Source organism: Marinobacter sp. C2H3 (assembly GCF_037080155.1).
Lineage (GTDB): Bacteria > Pseudomonadota > Gammaproteobacteria > Pseudomonadales > Oleiphilaceae > Marinobacter.
In genome coordinates this window covers 13,560-30,026 of record NZ_JBBBNZ010000005.1, presented here as the reverse complement: position 1 = coordinate 30,026, position 16,467 = coordinate 13,560, and the positions used below count along the sequence as shown (strand labels likewise).

Genomic DNA, 16,467 nt, shown 5'->3' with positions numbered 1-16,467 from the left:
GTTATTCCTCACGCTCGGGCGGCGTCTCGCCACCGGTCGCCGTCATCAGGGCACTGCGCCCCAGAATGCTGTGAATCTTCTGGCCGTATGCCGGATCGGTGGCGTAACCGGCCTGTTGCAGCCGGCGGGCAAATTCCCGGGGCTGATCCGCCGCCGCCAGCACATCGCGGTAACGGGGGTTGGACTGCAGGAAATCCACGTAATCCCGGAAACTGTCCTCGTAGCTACCGTAGGCGCGAAAATCCGCCTGCTCCTTCAGGGGCAAGCCATTGCGGTATTCCGTGGTAGTGATCGCCACCGAGCCACCTGCCCAGCGGGCATCGGCCTTGATGCCAAACAGGTTGTGGCTGGGCTGACCGCCCTCGCCTTCAATCATGTGTTTACCCCAGCCGGTTTCCAGGGCGGCCTGGGCCACCATCACCTGCGGATCAATACCACTGTCGCCGGCGGCCCGGCGGGCCAACGGCAGCAGCGTCTGGACAAACTGCTCCGGCGAGTCGAAACGGGCGGGCAACGTGGGCGCATCGCCCGCGACCGCCTCCGGAGCCGCAGCCTGAGCCGCTGTGTCTGTCGCCACGGATGACGGCGCCTCGAGGGCACGCACGCGGTTGAGCTGCTCCGGCAATTGGGGCGATACCGGTATGGCGGAACGGCGGTAATCCGCCAAGCTCGCCCGATGGGCCGCCAGAGGTTGGCCGTCCGGCTGCATACCGGGAATCTGCTGGCTGAGCTGGCGCACCATGACATCGGCGAGGCCGGTGCCCTGATTGCCCGCCAGGGTGACGCTCAGCTGCTTGTCGAACATGTCCCGGTAGAATTTGGACTGCTGGCTGTTCATGTAATTGCCTTCGGACAGCACGTCGCCGGCCTTGCGCATGGATTTCAGCATTTCCGCCAGGAACAAGCTCTCGAACTGCTTCGCCACCTGCCGCAGGGCTGCCTGTTTATCGTGCCGGGCCTCGGTTTTCAGGGCGTTCAGGCCCTGCAGGTCGGTGTAGACCTGGGCCTGCGCAATCCGGTTATCCTGCATCGCTCAGCACTCCCGCGGGTCCGTTCAGATCACAATCAGCTCGGCGCGCAGCGCGCCGGCCTGCTTGAGAGCTTCCAGAATGGCCATGACGTCGCCCGGGGCCGCGCCCACCTGGTTCACCGCTTCCACGATCTGGTTCAGGGTGACCGCTGGCCCGAACTTGAACATGTGGGACGGGCCCTGGGTCACCGCAATCTGGCTGTCCTGGGTCACGGCGGTCTGGCCCTGGGACAGCGGGTTGGGCTGGCTCACGTTCGGGTTTTCCTGAATGGTCACGGTCAGGCTGCCGTGGGTGACCGCTGCCGGGCTGACCTGCACGTTCTGGCCCACCACGATGGTGCCAGTCCGGCTGTTGATCACCACTTTGGCCGCCTCTTCCGCCGGGTCCACGTTGATGTTTTCCAGGATCGACAGGAAGCTGACCCGCTGGGACGGATCCCGGGGGGCGCGCACGGAAATGGACGTGGCGTCGTGGGCATAGGCCATGTCCGGCCCCAGCGTGCTGTTGATGGCTTCCACCACGCGCCGGGCGGTGGTGAAGTCCGCGTTCATCAGGTTGAAGGTAATGGTGTCGCCCTGATCAAACGGCGTGGACACTTCCCGCTCGACGGTGGCGCCGTTCGGAATCCGGCCCACGCTGGGAATGTTCACGGTGATCTTGGAGCCGTCCTGCCCCTCCGCCCCGAAGCCGCCCACCACCAGGTTGCCCTGGGCCATGGCGTAGATCTGGCCGTCCGCGCCCTTGAGCGGTGACATCAGCAGCGTGCCACCCCGCAGGCTTTTGGCGTTACCAATGGACGAGACCGTGATGTCGATTTCCTGGCCGCGCTTGGCGAACGGCGGCAGGGTGGCGCTGATGGTCACCGCCGCCACGTTCTTGGTGTTCGGGTTGACCCCGTCCGGCAGGGTGATGCCAAACTGGTTCATCATGTTTCGGAAGGTCTGGTTGGTGAACGGGGCAGAATCACCGGAGCCGTCCAGGCCCACCACCAGGCCATAGCCCACGAGCTGGTTGTTCCGCACGCCCTTCACCCGCGCCAGGTCCTTGAGCCGATCCGCCAACACCGGCCCCGACACCAGGGCGACGGCCAGCAGACAGGCCATTACGCGCGTTCCGCGCCAGAAATACCGACTCATAACGGCCACCATTCACTGTTAAAGAACCGGGACGCCCAGCCCATTCGATTGGCCTGGTCGAGGTCACCGGTGCCGCCGTAGCCGATGCGGGCGTCCGCAATCCGGTTGGAGGCGACCGTGTTGTCCGGCTGGATATCCTGCGGCCGCACCAGGCCCGTCAGGCGGATGTACTCGTCACCGTTGGTCAGCGACAGCCATTTCTCGCCCCGGATGCGCAGTACCCCGTTGGGCAGCACTTCGGTCACCGTCACGGTAATGTTGCCGTTCAGGCTGTTGCTCTGGTCGGCGCCCGCCTGGCCCTTGAAATCCCGCTTGTTGTCGAGATCGGTGGTCAGCCCAAGCTTGTTCCGGCCCAGGATGGTCGGGTTCGGCAGGGAAATGTTGTTTTCCTTCTTGATGTCCGTGTCCTGGGATTTGCTCGCCCGGGTGGACTCCTGCAGGGTCACGGTCAGCACGTCGCCCACGTTCAGGGCGGTCGTGTCTCCGTAGAAATCGTAGTTCCGCGCCGATTGGAAAATGGCGCCGGAATTCGGGTCACGGGGCATCATGGCCTGGGGGGCGACCGGCGCGTAGGCCGGATCGTCCGGCACCGGCCGGGGCCGGGTCATGGCCACGCAGCCCTGCAACACGGCCAAAACCAGAACCAGACCAACGGTGGCCAGCGCACGGGCCCGCTGGCCTACCCGGTTCGCTGTCATTTTCGGCTCAACCATCACACTACCTTCCCGGCCACCCGGCCCGTTAACCAATGTTGTTGGTCAGGAACTGAAGCATCTGATCCGCGGTGGAGACCACCTTGGAGTTCATCTCGTAGGCGCGCTGGGTCGTGATCATGTCCACCAGCTCCTGCACCACCTCCACGTTCGACGCCTCCACCTGGCCCTGCTCGATGGAGCCCAGCCCGTTCAAGCCCGCCTCACCTTCCACCGGATCACCGCTGGCGTTGGTGGCCTTGAACAGGTTATCCCCGATGGCCTGCAGCCCCTGGGGGTTAATGAAGTCCACCAGGGTGATCTGCCCGAGATTGATGGGCGCGGCCTGGTCGTCCACCACGGCGGTTACCGTGCCATCCTTGCCGATGGTCAGGTTGGTGGCGTTTTGCGGAACGTTGATGTTCGGCACCAGCGGGAAGCCGTTGGGCGTGACCACATCGCCATCGGAGTTCAACTGGAACTGGCCGTCCCGGGTGTAGGCGATCTGGCCGTCCGGGGTTTCCACCTGCAGGAACCCACGGCCGTTCACCGCCATGTCCAGCGGCTGGTCCGTAATCTGAAGGTTGCCCTGGGAGAATTGCTTGGTGGTGCCCACGACCCGGACACCGGTGCCCAGTTGCAGGCCAGACGGCAGCTCGGTGTTCTGGGTATTGAGCCCACCCGGCTGACGCTTAATCTGGTACAGCAGATCCTGGAACTGAGCCCGGTCCCGCTTGAACCCGGTGGTGTTCACGTTCGCCAGGTTGTTGGAAATGGTGGACAGTTTCATGTCCTGCGCGCTCAGGCCGGTCTTGGCTACCCAAAGTGCTGGATTCATGGTGTTTCTCCTCGCCTGTGGCGATGCCCGGGGCGGCGATGGTTTGCCGCTTTCGCCGCCCCGGAGCCGGTTATGTCGTCGTTAACCCAGATTCTGCAACAGTCGTGCCGTTGCCTCAGAGTTGTCCCGGGCGGTCCGCATCACCTTCACCTGCATCTCGTACTGGCGAGACAGCTGAAGGTTGTCGATCATCTCTTCCACCGCGTTCACGTTGGAGCCTTCCAGGAAGCCGGAGGCCACGCGCACCGTGCCGTCCGGTGGCTCAACGCCACCGACGGCCTGGTCCGGTTTGCGCCGCAGGAACCCGTCCTCGCCTTTTTCCAGCGCGTCCCGGGGGGGATTCACCAGCTTCAGGCGGTCAATCTGCACCACCTGGCCGGCGCCTGCGCCCCTGGGAACAATGGAGATCGTGCCGTCTTCGCCGATGTCGAGCTTGTCAAACGGCGGCAGCGCAATCGGGCCGCCATTGCCCAGCACCAGTTCGCCGCTGGGCAGGCGCAGGAGCCCGTTCACGTCCACCTGGAGGCTGCCGGTACGGGTGAACACTTCCTGGCCGGCCCGGTTCTGCACGGCCATCAATCCGTCGCCCTGAACGGCCAGGTCCAGGTCCCGGCCGGTCTGCATCAGCGGGCCCGCAGAGAGGTCCGTGCCGGGTCTTTCGGACATGGCGTAGGCGCGGGTGGGAAAGTGCTCGCCAAACACAGGCATACTGCGAGCCTGGGCGAAATCCCGCTTGAAGCCGGTGGTGCTGACGTTGGCCAGGTTGTTGGCGTGGGCCCGTTGGGACAGCATGTTCTGCTTGGCCCCGGACATACCGATGTAGAGCGCTTTGTCCATGGCAAACTCCTGCCGGAATAATGACGTTCAGTCTATTCTAAGCAGGAGTTGTGCCATGTCCGCTAAAGCGCCTGTGGGAGGGAATTACCGCAGGTTGATGATGGTCTGGGTGACCGCATCGGAGGTTTCAATGGTTTTGGCGTTGGCCTGGTAGTTGCGCTGGGCAATGATCAGGTTCACCAGCTCTGCCGACAGGTCGACGTTGGACTCCTCCACCGAACTGGCCTTGATGGAGCCCAGGGTGCCGGTATCCGGCTTGCCAATGATGGGCTGGCCGGATTCAAACGTTTCCACCCAGGTGGTGTCGCCCGCCGGCGACAGGCCGTCGGTGTTGTTGAAGGACGCCAGTGCCACCTGCCCCAGGGACTTGGACTGCCCGTTGGTGTACCGAGCAAAAACCACGCCCTGATCCGACACGTCCAGGCCAGAGAGGCGACCGGTGGTGTAGCCGTTCTGCTGCTGGTCGTTGACGCCAAACGCGGCGCCGTACTGGGTGGTATTGCCCAGATCCACCACAAACGCCGAGCTGGTCGGCGGCTCGGGAATCGGGCTCACCACACTGGTCGGATCCGCCGGCGGGCCATCCGCGCCGTTGGGCGCGCCGCTATCGTCCTTGGGCACCCAGTCGGTCACGACGATCTCGCCGTTCGGGTCGCCGTTGATCGACTGCAGCTGGCCGTCCTGGTCAAAGAGCGCGGTGTACGGCTGCTGGTCGGTGCCGGCCACCAGTTCACCGTCGATCTGCAGATAGATCGACCACTGGCTCTGGCCCACCCCGTTGCCCGGCGACGGTTCCTTGACGTAGAACTGGGTCAGCTCATGGGAGTTGCCCAGACTGTCATAGATGGTCGTGGAGGTGGCGTGGTTGTACGTGCGCTGGTCGATCGGGTTGAACGCGTTGGTGATGCGAATCGGCGACGCCGTAAACGCATCCGCAAAATCGGTGCCGCCGCTGGTCGCGGCCACGCCGGTGATGGTGCGATCCGTGGTGACGTTCACGTCGCCCTGCACCGTACCGGTGGTGGCACCCGAACCATCGTTGAAGGAGTAGTCCAGGTTTTCACCACGGCTCTGGATCACCCGCAGCTGCGGGCCCGAGCCCTCGTCCACCACGGACGCGGAGATGGTGGTCTCACTGGAATTGTTGATGGCGTCGGCCAGATCCTGAAGCGAGTTTACACCTGACGTGTCCAGGGCCAGCGGAGCGCCGCCAATGGACAGGCTGAAGGAAAACGGGCTGGCGCCGGAAATGTAGGCGTTATTCAGGGTGGTGGGCAGCAAGGCGGTCGTTGTCGCCGAGGCGCTGACACCGGGCGCATTGTCAATGGCTGCGGCGGCCTCCGCTGCACTGGAGGCGGCTGGGATGGTTACGCTGTAGTCCGGGGTGCCGTCGGCGTACTGGAACGCGAACGTCTCGCCGGCGATCGTGCCGACACCCAACGGGCCGATATCGCGCACGCGCTTTTCCAGCACGCTCTGCCGGGAATCCAGGTTCACGTCGGTTTGCAGGTTGGTGGTCCGCCGGGGCGCCAGGTTGCCGGTGGCTATCTGGATATCCCCACGAACGCCGGACAGGTTGCCATCGTCGTCCGCCGTATAGCCCTGAACCTTCATGTTCTGGTTGTTAACAACGAAGCCGTCTTTATCAATGTTGAACTGGCCGGCCCGGGAGTAGCGTACCTCGCCGTTGTTGCTCAGGATGAAAAAGCCATCGCCGTTGATGGCCATGTCCAGGCCGTTGTCGGTGAAGCTGATGTTGCCCTGGCCGAAGGACTGCTGGATGTCCTGCACCCGCACACCGTCACCCACCGGGTTGGTGCCGGAGCTCAGGAAACCGTTCGCGTAGAGGTCGCCGAACTGCACCCGGCTGCCCTTGAAGCCGACGGTACTGGCGTTGGCAATGTTGTTGCCGGTCACGTCCAGATCCACCGATGCCGCCCGCAGGCCGCTCAATCCGGTATTAAATGCCATGATTCACCTCTCGGTCCGCGACCGCGCTCAGTTGATCTGTTTCACATCGGACAGGGCGATGGAGCCCATGCCCGCCAGGTTCAGCGTAATGGAGCCGCCCTGCCCGAGGGAGACGCTGTCCACGTTGGCGCTGACCATGGTGTTCAGTTGTTCGGTACCGCCGGGGTAGGACCCTTCGGCAATGATCTGGTAGCGGCCGGGCGGCAAGGCGTTGCCGTTGCCATCCTTGCCGTCCCAGGTAAAGCTGGTGACGCCGGCCGGGCTGCTGCCGAGGTCAATCTGGCGCACCAGCTCACCGGAGGCGTTGGCCACGGACAGCTTCAGGCCACCCGTGGACGCCGGCACCTCGATGGCACCCGTCAGCTGCCCACTGGCACCCAGCAGGCCAACCCCGGACGGTGCCAGCACGCTCTTGCCCACCATCGCCGAGGCCTGCAGGGCCTGGGAGGACCGGAACTGGCCGACCACGTCGTCCACGGTGCTCGAGAGGTTCTGCATCTCCTGGAGGGAGCTGAACTGGGCCAGCTGGGAGATGAATTCACCGTTGTCCTGGGGCTCAAGCGGGTTCTGGTTTTTCAGCTGGGCCAGCATCAGATCCATGAATTCGTTGCGGCCCAGTTCACTGCTGCCCTGGCCGGACGATGCATTTTTGGCCCGGTACTGGCCAAGGACATCCGATACATCCGTTGCGTTAATGGCGCTCATGATCCTGCTCCCCGCCCGTTACTGCTGACCCAGCGTCAGAATGCGCTGCATCATGGATTTGGCCGTGTTCATCACATCCACGTTCATCTGGAAACTGCGGGATGAAGACATCATGTCCGCCATTTCCTCCACCACGTTCACGTTCGGGTAGTACACGTACCCGTCTTCGTTGGCCGCGGGGTTGTCTGGCTCGTAGCGCATCTGCAGCTCGGCGTCGCTCTCGACGATTCCAGCCACCTGCACGCCCGCGCCGGGGCCTTCGTTGCCCTGGGTCATAAACCCCTGCCGCTCCGGGTCCAGCATGGACTGCTGGATGGCGGCAAACACCGGCTTGCGGGCCCGGTAGGTTTCACCGGTACTGGAACTGGCGGTTTCCGCGTTGGCGATGTTCGAGGCGGTGGTGTTCAACCGCAGGGACTGGGCGGTCATGCCGGAACCGGCGATGTCAAAAATGCTACCCAATGACATAACTGTCTCCTTGAACCCGGAACCCCGGATTACTCACCTTTGAGGGCCTTGGTCAGGCCGGCAAACTTGCTGCTGAGAAACTGGAAACTGGCCTGGAAGTCCATGGCGTTGCGCATGTACCGCGCCTGCTCCTGCTGGGCATCCACGGTGTTGCCGTCAACGGACGGCTGGTATGGATTCCGGTACAGCAGGTCGCCGTCGCCACCACCGGAACCGCCGGACAGGTGGGCGCTGTTGGTACGCTCCATGGCCAGACCGCTCATGGACTCGTTGGCCTGCTGGAGCATGGCCCGGAAGTCGATGTCCCGCGCCTTGTAGCCCGGGGTATCGGCGTTCGCCAGGTTGTTGGCCAGCACTTCCGCGCGCTGGACCCGAACCTGCAGGGCCCGCTCGTGAATGCCGAGGGCGTTGTCGAAGGAAATCGCCATCCCGTTCTCCTCATGATCCGTTGCAACCGGGCATGGGTTGCCGGTCGAAGTCTCTGGAAGGGATAAAGCAATCCTGATGCCAAGATCCGAAGTGATCACGGTGCGGCGGGCGCCGGCACCATCGAATTCTCTGGAAAGCCAGTAGCGGCGCAGTTTGGAGGCAAGGTTTGGCGGCAGGGCGTGGTGAATGGAATGGTTCGCGGAAGCCGGCTTTTCGGGCCCGGGGAAGCCGAAAAACCGCGGGGCCGACCGGCCCGGCGGCGGAAGGCGGCAAACCCCTGCCTCATCCGCCCGGTGGCCGGCCAGGCGGCCCTCCGAACGATGGCGGGATTACAGTGGGCCGTCCTCCGGCCAGCGGCGAACGAACCGTTCCGGCTCCGGCCGGGGCACCGGCGGCTTGGCCTCCAGCACGGTGCCCACATAAAGGAAGCCGGTGATGGTCTCGCCCTCGGCCAACCCAAGCCCTTTTCGAACGTCCGGATGATGGGCCACGTCTCCACTGCGCCACATGACACCAAAGCCGGCATCCGCCAGCGCCAGCTCGAGAAAGCCCATGCCCACGGCCGCCGACATGACCTGTTCCACCTCGGGGACTTTCGGGTGGGGCGTTGGCGACGCAATGCCAACGATGACCATCGGGGCGCGGAGCGGCGCCTTGCGCAGTTTCGCCTGCTTGGCCTCGTCGTCGGCCGGGGCGGTGCTGGCCAGCAACTCACCGAGCCGATCCCGGCCGTCGCCCTCGACCACGAGATAGCGCCAGGGCCGCAGCAGGGCGTGATCCGGCGTTCGCGCCGCGCACGCAAACGCCCGGGCCAGAATCGCCGGACCCGGTGCCGGCTCGGTCAGCCGAGGCTCCGAGGCGCGGGACAGCAGAAAATCGGTTACGGAAAAAGCGACGGTTGCAGACGTCATACAGCCTCTCTTGTGTTCAATGAATCCAGCACGAAGGCACACGGCGCAATCGCCATCACGGAGCGCTGCACGGACATCCGAAGCGCACTTGCGCGGGTATGTCGAGCCGCTTTACAGGCAGATTGTGAGATCTGTGTCATACTGTTATCCTTTAGTCGTAGGCCGCCTTGCCAAACAACGACAAATCACGATGGCAGCACGATGACGGACAAACAGACCTTTCGCAGTTTTTCGGAATTCTATCCGTACTATCTGGAAGAGCACAGTAACGTTACCTGCCGACGCCTGCACTTCGTGGGCAGCACGCTGGTGATTGCGGTTGCCCTGTATGCCCTCGGTACCGCCCAACCCCTGTGGCTGCTGGCCATTCCGGTGATTGGCTACGGCTTCGCCTGGGTCGGTCACTTCAAATTCGAAAAAAACCGCCCGGCCACGTTCCGCCACCCACTGTACAGCCTGATGGGTGACTGGGTCATGTTCCGGGATATGCTGACCGGTCGGATCCGGTTCTGACATGATGAGCGCCCAAACGGACTTGAGAAGCGCTGGCAGCGCCACCCGCACCCTCACCGGTGAGCTGTCGGGGGACGCCATTGCGATCCCGCCGATGCCGGATTACAGCGGCCGCATTCTTGCCTACACCGCCACGGCCGCCATCATCATCATCGGGGTTATCCAGCAAAGCTTTGCCCACTGGCTGCTCTGGTTGCTCGCCGGCGCCCTGCTCTGGCCCCATGTCGTCTACGGCCTGACCCGGAAAACCTTCCTGCGTCGTTCGTCCCGCATTCGCCATAAAATGCTGCTGGTGGACTGCCTGATCGGCGGCGGATTTATCGGGTGCACCGGGCTGGTGGCCGTTCCGTCGGTTTCCGTGGTGCTGATGCTGATGTTCAGTTGCCTGATGGTGGGCGGCATCCGCCAGTGGCTTTTCGGCACCGGGCTGATGGCCATCGCCGCCGTGATTGCCCTGGCCATCGTCGGGCCCGCCGAGACCTTCCAGTCGCCGCTGCTGACCAGCGTGGCGGCCATTCTGTCCACCGGGCTGTACATCTGTGTGACCGCCTTCTACTCCCACCAGCAGGCCCGGGCCCTGATGCTGGCCAAGACCCAGATCCAGAACCAGCGGGAACAGTCCATCGCCCTCTCCCACAAACTGTCCAAGTACCTGTCGCCTCAGGTGTGGCAGTCCATCTTTACCGGGGAGCGGGATGTCCGCCTGGAAACCCAGCGCAAAAAGCTGGTGGTGTTCTTCTCGGACATCAAGGGCTTCACCGAGCTGTCCGAGGAAATGGAACCCGAGGCCCTCACCGAGCTTCTGAACCACTACTTCAACGAGATGTCTGAAGTGGCCCTGCGCTACGGCGGTACCATCGACAAGTTCGTGGGCGATTCCATCATGGTGTTCTTCGGCGACCCCACCAGCCGGGGCCAGCGGGAGGACGCCTTCGCCTGCGTATCCATGGCCATCGAGATGCGCAAGCTGATGAAGATCATGCGGCAGAAATGGCGCAGCCAGGGTATCAAGACGCCGCTGGAAATCCGCACGGGCATCAGCACCGGCTACACCACCGTGGGCAATTTCGGCGCCGAAAACCGGATGGACTACACCATCATCGGAAAAGAAGTGAACCTGGCCAGTCGTCTGGAATCCCTGGCCCAGCCCGGCGAAATCCTGATTTCCTACGAGACCTTCTCGCTGATCAAGGACCGGATCATGTGCCGGGACAAGGGCGAGATCACCGTCAAGGGCTTTGCCAAGCCGGTGGCCATCTACGAGGTGGTGGATTTCCGCCGGGATCTGGGGCCAAACCGCAGCTTCATGGAGCACGAACACAGCGGGTTTGCCATGTACCTGGATTCCGACAAGATCACCGAGCGAGAGCGCCGTGCGATCCTCCAGGCTCTGGAAGACGCCGCCGACAAACTGCGCTCCGAAGACGATCTGCCCGATTCCGACCCGCGGGCCGACGCCCAGGCCGACTCCCCGACCTCCTCCGAAACCTCCCGGCTGAGCTGATGCCCGTTACTGACGCACCAGCCGAGGCCCGGGACTGGCGTCCGGCGTCGTGCTGCGCCAGGGGTTAATGTCCAGCCCGCCCCGTCGGGTGTAGCGGGCGCACACGGTGAGCGACTCCGGCTGGCACCGGGCCATCAGATCGGTAAACACCGTCTCCACGCAGTGCTCGTGAAAATCCTGCTTGTTCCGGAAACTCACCACGTACCGCAGCAGTCCGGCCCGGTCGATCCTGCGGCCGGTGTAGCGAATCAGCAACGTGCCCCAGTCCGGCTGGCCGGTCACCGGGCAGTTGCTCTTGAGCAGGTGCGAGCACAGGGCTTCGGTCACCACCTCATCGCCTTCCCCGCCCTCGCACACCAGGGATTCCGGCGCATACTCGTACACCACATCCTCAAGCGGCACGTCGTCGATCAACGTGAAACCGGCCGGCCGCCCTTCCGCCGTGCCCGCCTCATCAACGCTATGAAGATCCACCCGCACCGAGGCGCCACAGGCGCTCGACAGGTCGGCGACGATGCGCTCCCTGGCCTGCTCGGCGCTGCCGAACACCTCCTGGTTCAGGGAGTTCAGGTACAGCTTCAGCGACTTGGATTCAATCAGGTTGGGCGCCGCGGCCGGCACGTGAATCTCCGCCCAGGCCACCACTGGCACGCCGCCCGGGCGCAGCCAGGACAACTCCCACGCCTGCCAGAGATCTTCACCAAACCAGGGCCACCGGCCGTCCTCCAGCCCGATGCGCTGACGGTTCTCCACCCGGGGCACCGGGAACAGCAGGTCCGGATCGTAACGGTCCGGGTATTCGCTGGATGTGCCCAGCGGCGCGTTGTGCAAGGCCATGGTGGCTCCTGAAATCAGTGGCGGATGCCTTTACCGCGCTTGAGCAGCCGCAGGGCCACCGCCGACAGCACGATGATGAAGGCCAGAATCATACCAAGGGACACGAACGGATTAACGTCCGATACCCCCAGAATGCCGTAGCGGAAGCCGTTCACCATGTACAGGATCGGGTTCGCCATGGACACGCCCTGCCAGAAGTCCGGCAGCAGATCGATGCTGTAGAACACCCCGCCCAGGTAGGTCAGTGGTGTGAGCACGAAGGTCGGCACGATGGAGATATCGTCAAACTTGGTAGCCAGCATGGCGTTGATGAACCCGCCCACGGAAAACAGTGCGGAGGTCAGGACCACGGTCACCACGATCATCGGCAGGTTATGGATGGTCAGGTGGGTAAACACCAGAGAGACAATGGTGACAATCACACCAATGCTGAGGCCCCGAGCCATGCCGCCCACCACCCAGCCGGCCAGGATCACCCAGTTCGGCACCGGCGATACCAGAAGCTCCTCAATGCTGCGCTGGAACTTCATGGAGAAGAACGAGGACACCACGTTGGAGTAGGAGTTGGTGATCACGGACATCATGATCAGCCCCGGCACAATGAACTGCATGTAGGTGAGCCCGCCCATCTCGCCGATGCGGGAGCCGATCAGGTTGCCGAAAATGATGAAGTACAGCGTCATGGTCACCACCGGCGGCAGCAGGGTCTGCGGCCAGATGCGGGTGAACCGGCGGACTTCCCGGATAACAATGGTGCTGAAGGCAACCCAGAGTGCGTTAAACGTCATGCTGCATTCTCCTCCACCAGCCGCAGGAACAGTTCTTCAAGGCGGTTGGCCTTGGTACGCATGCTCACCACCTTGATACCCAGGGCGTCCAGCTGGGCGAACACGGCGTTCAGGCCCTGGCCTTTTTCCACCTCCACTTCCAGAGCGCCGTCGCCGTTCAGGCGGCACTGCACACCCTCCAGCGTGGGCGCTTCCGGCAGGTCTTTTTCGGTGTCCAGCACGAACGTTTCCACGCTCAGTTGCTGCAACAGGTCCCGCTTGCTGGTGTGCTTGACGATCTGGCCACGGTCAATAATGGCGATGTTGCGGCACAACGCTTCCGCTTCTTCCAGGTAATGGGTGGTCAGGATGATGGTGGTGCCCTGGCGGTTGATGTCCTCCAGGAAGGTCCACATGGAGCGGCGCAGCTCGATGTCCACGCCGGCGGTGGGCTCGTCCAGGATCAGCAGCTTGGGCTCGTGCACCAGGGCCCGGGCAATCATCAGCCGGCGCTTCATGCCGCCGGACAGCATCCGCGCCGGGGAATCCCGTTTTTCCCAGAGCCCGAGTTGGCGCAGGTATTTCTCCGCCGAGACCGAGGCCTTTGCCAGGGGAATGCCGTAATAGCCGGCCTGGGTGACGACGATGTCGAACACCTTTTCAAACTGGTTGAAGTTGAACTCCTGGGGCACCACGCCCAGGTTCAGCTTGGCCTTGACCAGATCGGTGTCGATGTCGTGACCAAACACCCGGACCCGCCCGGCGGTCTTGTTCACCAGCGAGCACACAACGCCCAGCGTGGTGGATTTGCCCGCGCCGTTGGGGCCCAGCAGTGCAAAAAAGTCCCCTTCCCTGACGTTCAGATCAATCCCTTTGAGCGCCTTGAACCCATCCCCGTAGGTCTTGGTCAGGCCCTCGATTTCCAGTGCGTTGGTCATAGGTGATCCCGGGTTGCGTCATACAGTCGCCGTCAGCACGCTGCGCTACACGTTCGGCGGGCGCCGGACGGATGAGAATCGGGTAGCGTGCTACGAAAGAATCAGGAGGGCTAAGTATTGTGGCTGGCGTGGGAAATTCAAGGCCGCCCGGACCGGTTTCCCGAAAACCGCCAAACTGCGACGGGAATCCCGAACTGCCTGCAGCACCCTCCTTATAATGCGGTTACAACAATTTACAAACCGTGGACGCACCGACCAGCATGAAACCCGCGCAACGACTTTCCGCCCTGGCCCTGCTGCTGACCACCCTTGGCGTCGCCGGCTGCGGCGGGGGTGGCGGTGGCGGCGGCAACGACGCCAGTACCGGCCAGGTCAACGCCAACGGCATCAGCGGCCTGAACTACCAGACCGCCAGCCAGAGCGGCACCACCAGCGCCCGGGGCGAGTTCCGCTACTACCCCGGTGAAACCCTGTCGTTCGCCGTCGGCGACCTGGCCCTGGTGTCCGGCGTGCCGGCGCAGCGTTACGTTACGCCACTCGAATTCTTCGCGGTCACCCGCAACGCACTGACCGACGCCATGGTGGACAGCCAGAATCTCCGCTCTCACCGTCTCACCGAACAGCAGCTCCTGCAGAACAATACCCTGATGAACCTCACCCGGTTCCTGATGTCCCTCGACTGGACCGAAGGCGTGAAAGAAGGCGAAGGCATCGAGATCCGCCAGCGGGTGATTGACCAGCTCAACCGGGCGCTCCCCAACGTTCAGGGCGCCATTGATTTCACTGTGCCGCCCCAGACCTTTGCCGCCACCGGGGCCTCGATGTCACCGGCGAACCAGTTGCTGGCCCAGATCTGCTTCTACGAAAAGGACGACGAACTGTGCGAGGCGCCGCCCACGCAGGCGGAGATCGACGGCGCGCCCATCCGTCCGGACGACGAAGCCCTCTGGGATCCGAACGTGGAGTACCGCCAGGATCTTATCAACAAGCGGGACCGCATTCTGAACGCCGTACGCTCCATTGATGACGTTGCCACCGAAGACGCCCGGGATTACCTCACCCATGAACTGGACGCAATCACCACCGTCTACGGCAACCGCTACTACCTGGACGACGACATCGCCAACGTTGCCGCCAGCGACACCGCGATCAAGTCGGTCACGTTACGGAAGATCGGGGGAACGCCGTCGTTGCAGGATATTGAAGCCATCAGCACCCGCCCGGTGGACGTGACGGTGCACAGCTGGAGCTGGCAGACGGCGCAGGTGGAGTATTTTGTCAGCGGCGACGCCGGCGGCTCGTCCGAGTTGCTGATCAACTTCCGGCCGGACGACACCTACCGTTGGATTCGCAAATCCCTGCGGGTGCGGATCGAATAACCCGGCGGGGCGCTGGCGGGCGCCTGCCGAACGGCCTCAGCCGTTCAGCAACCGGCCCAGGCCCCAGCGGGACTCGCCGCCGGTAACGTCGTACCGGGCCGGATCCAGGCCCTCGGTGCCATGGGGCAGGCACTCCTTCACGGTGATGGCGTCGCCGTGCAGCCGCTCTTCGTTGAGCCGGGCCAGGTCGATGATGTGCGCGGACTTCAGCGGCTGGCGCTCGGCGTCCGTCATCACCATGATCTTTGGCCACAGCCGGCGATCCGGTGTATGGCTAACCACGACGCCCCGCTGCCCGTCGCTCAGTTCCACCAGCGTGCCGGTCGGGTAGATGCCAATGGCCTGGATGAAGTGCTCCACCAGGTCTTCCTGGAACTCGATGTTGCGCATCTCGTACAGCAGGCTTACGGCCCGGGCCGGCGTCATCGGTTCGCCACCACCTTCCCGGGGGGCGATCAGGGACTCGAAGAATTCGGCAATACCGGCCACCTTGGCCAACAGGGGAATGCGGTCGCCCCGAATGCCTTCCGGGAAGCCAGAGCCGTTGTGCCGCTCACGATGGCACTGGACCACGCTCAGCACCGCCCGTGACAGGCCGGACGACTCCAGCATGGAAAGGCCCTTTTCCACGTAGGTGCGATAAACCGCATAGTCCTCCGCCGTAAAGTGACCTTCCTGGTTCAGCAGTTCCGCCGGCAGCGCCAGCTTGCCCACCTGAGACAGCAGGCAGCCGAGGCCCAGATGGTTCAGCAGCCCTTCGTTCAGCCCCAGTTGGCGGCCACACACCAACGCCCACACGGCGGTGTTCAGGCCATGGCGGTACAGATAATCGTCGGTACTGCGAATGCGGCTCAGCCAGAGCAGCGCGTCGGGTTGGCGCACCACGCTGCTGACCATTTTCCGGGTAATCTCCAGCACCGGCCGAACGTCCGCCGGGCTGCCGTTGGCCACTGACTTAACGTAGCGATCCAGCGCCAGCTCGGCATCGTCCAGCAGGTGCCGGGCGGTTTTCACTTCCTTTTTCAGCGTCGTGACGGTCTCGTAGGCGACCGGCTCACGGATGTGCAGCGGCGGCAGCTTCAGCTCTTCCCGGTCGCCTTTCATCTTGCGCGGACGCCGACCGAACACGGAGCCCGTTTCTGCGGTGGCGCTGCTCTTGGATTCGCGCGTTTCCGCCACATCCACCATCACCCACTTGCAGTGGGAGACGAGCGCGCGGATATCGTCCTGGGAGCGGATGTGAAACCCCTGGATAGGGAACGGTGTCTGGTGCCAGGGTCGGTCGAGGTCCGACACGAACATGCCCAGCTCCAGATCATGCACGGCAACCTTTCGCTGTTGTACGCCCACGGGGCACCTCCGACCTGATGAAATTTTTCGATGTTTTACATTGTGCGCCGGCCGGTGCAAGAGTCCATTACGTTTTGGTAGCGAAATACCCGCACGAGGAAACATTGCGTAACGGAAATCGTGAGTGCGGAAACAGAATGTAGCAGTGTGACCCGCATCAC

At 63.4% G+C, this 16,467-nt stretch carries 17 protein-coding genes; 3 read left to right on the top strand and 14 right to left on the bottom strand.

The window, feature by feature from the left end:
* Position 1: 1 nt before the first annotated feature.
* The 10 genes from flgJ to V3388_RS13790 all read right to left on the bottom strand — a co-directional run bounded on the left by flgJ (position 2) and on the right by V3388_RS13790 (position 9,018).
* Positions 2-1,030 (bottom strand): flagellar assembly peptidoglycan hydrolase FlgJ, encoded by a 1,029-nt coding sequence (gene flgJ / locus V3388_RS13835; protein ID WP_336368167.1) that lies wholly within the window; start codon positions 1,028-1,030, stop codon positions 2-4.
* A 24-nt stretch (positions 1,031-1,054) separates the two neighbouring features.
* Complete coding sequence (locus V3388_RS13830) at positions 1,055-2,134, bottom strand: flagellar basal body P-ring protein FlgI (protein WP_336368166.1); 1,080 nt, start codon at positions 2,132-2,134, stop codon at positions 1,055-1,057.
* A gap of 29 nt (positions 2,135-2,163) precedes the next feature.
* Positions 2,164-2,865, bottom strand: coding sequence for a flagellar basal body L-ring protein FlgH (gene flgH, locus V3388_RS13825; protein ID WP_336368313.1), 702 nt, complete (start codon positions 2,863-2,865; stop codon positions 2,164-2,166).
* Positions 2,866-2,908: 43 nt separating this feature from the next.
* Positions 2,909-3,697: a flagellar basal-body rod protein FlgG gene (gene flgG, locus V3388_RS13820; protein ID WP_336368165.1), complete on the bottom strand. Its 789-nt coding sequence runs from the start codon at positions 3,695-3,697 to the stop codon at positions 2,909-2,911.
* Positions 3,698-3,778: 81 nt separating this feature from the next.
* Positions 3,779-4,534, bottom strand: coding sequence for a flagellar basal body rod protein FlgF (locus V3388_RS13815; RefSeq protein WP_336368164.1), 756 nt, complete (start codon positions 4,532-4,534; stop codon positions 3,779-3,781).
* Between the two features lie 84 nt (positions 4,535-4,618).
* Entirely contained in the window at positions 4,619-6,505 is a 1,887-nt protein-coding gene (locus tag V3388_RS13810; RefSeq protein WP_336368163.1) for a flagellar hook protein FlgE, read from the bottom strand.
* Positions 6,506-6,532: 27 nt separating this feature from the next.
* Positions 6,533-7,210, bottom strand: coding sequence for a flagellar hook assembly protein FlgD (locus V3388_RS13805; protein WP_336368162.1), 678 nt, complete (start codon positions 7,208-7,210; stop codon positions 6,533-6,535).
* 18 nt (positions 7,211-7,228) lie between these two features.
* On the bottom strand, positions 7,229-7,678 hold the full coding sequence (flgC, locus tag V3388_RS13800) for a flagellar basal body rod protein FlgC (RefSeq protein ID WP_336368161.1): 450 nt from the start codon (positions 7,676-7,678) through the stop codon (positions 7,229-7,231).
* A 29-nt stretch (positions 7,679-7,707) separates the two neighbouring features.
* Positions 7,708-8,106: a flagellar basal body rod protein FlgB gene (gene flgB / locus V3388_RS13795; protein WP_336368160.1), complete on the bottom strand. Its 399-nt coding sequence runs from the start codon at positions 8,104-8,106 to the stop codon at positions 7,708-7,710.
* 330 nt (positions 8,107-8,436) lie between these two features.
* Complete coding sequence (locus V3388_RS13790; protein ID WP_336368159.1) at positions 8,437-9,018, bottom strand: nitroreductase family protein; 582 nt, start codon at positions 9,016-9,018, stop codon at positions 8,437-8,439.
* A gap of 201 nt (positions 9,019-9,219) precedes the next feature.
* On the opposite strand from V3388_RS13790, the gene V3388_RS13785 reads away from it, so the two are divergent.
* Together V3388_RS13785 and V3388_RS13780 are read left to right on the top strand one after the other, a co-directional pair.
* Positions 9,220-9,531 carry an Mpo1-like protein gene (locus V3388_RS13785; RefSeq protein ID WP_336368158.1) on the top strand — a complete coding sequence of 104 codons (312 nt, stop codon included), beginning with the start codon at positions 9,220-9,222 and terminating at the stop codon, positions 9,529-9,531.
* A gap of 1 nt (position 9,532) precedes the next feature.
* Entirely contained in the window at positions 9,533-11,035 is a 1,503-nt protein-coding gene (locus tag V3388_RS13780) for an adenylate/guanylate cyclase domain-containing protein (protein WP_336368157.1), read from the top strand.
* A gap of 6 nt (positions 11,036-11,041) precedes the next feature.
* On the opposite strand, the gene queF is transcribed toward V3388_RS13780, so the two are convergent.
* Genes queF through V3388_RS13765 form a run of 3 tightly spaced genes read right to left on the bottom strand, consistent with a single transcriptional unit; the run spans position 11,042 to position 13,577 of the window.
* A complete protein-coding gene (gene queF / locus V3388_RS13775) occupies positions 11,042-11,872 on the bottom strand; it encodes an NADPH-dependent 7-cyano-7-deazaguanine reductase QueF (RefSeq protein WP_336368156.1) in 831 nt (276 codons plus the stop codon).
* Positions 11,873-11,886: 14 nt separating this feature from the next.
* A complete protein-coding gene (locus V3388_RS13770) occupies positions 11,887-12,660 on the bottom strand; it encodes an ABC transporter permease (protein WP_336368155.1) in 774 nt (257 codons plus the stop codon).
* Positions 12,657-13,577 (bottom strand): ABC transporter ATP-binding protein, encoded by a 921-nt coding sequence (locus tag V3388_RS13765; RefSeq protein ID WP_336368154.1) that lies wholly within the window; start codon positions 13,575-13,577, stop codon positions 12,657-12,659. Before V3388_RS13765 ends, V3388_RS13770 begins: the two co-directional genes overlap by 4 nt.
* A gap of 260 nt (positions 13,578-13,837) precedes the next feature.
* Here V3388_RS13765 and V3388_RS13760 point away from each other — a divergent pair, with 260 nt between their 5' ends.
* The gene (locus V3388_RS13760) at positions 13,838-14,956 is read left to right on the top strand and encodes an organic solvent ABC transporter permease (protein WP_336368153.1); all 1,119 of its coding nucleotides are present in this window, start codon (positions 13,838-13,840) and stop codon (positions 14,954-14,956) included.
* A 36-nt stretch (positions 14,957-14,992) separates the two neighbouring features.
* On the opposite strand, the gene V3388_RS13755 is transcribed toward V3388_RS13760, so the two are convergent.
* Complete coding sequence (locus V3388_RS13755) at positions 14,993-16,306, bottom strand: HD-GYP domain-containing protein (protein WP_336368152.1); 1,314 nt, start codon at positions 16,304-16,306, stop codon at positions 14,993-14,995.
* Positions 16,307-16,467: the final 161 nt, after the last annotated feature.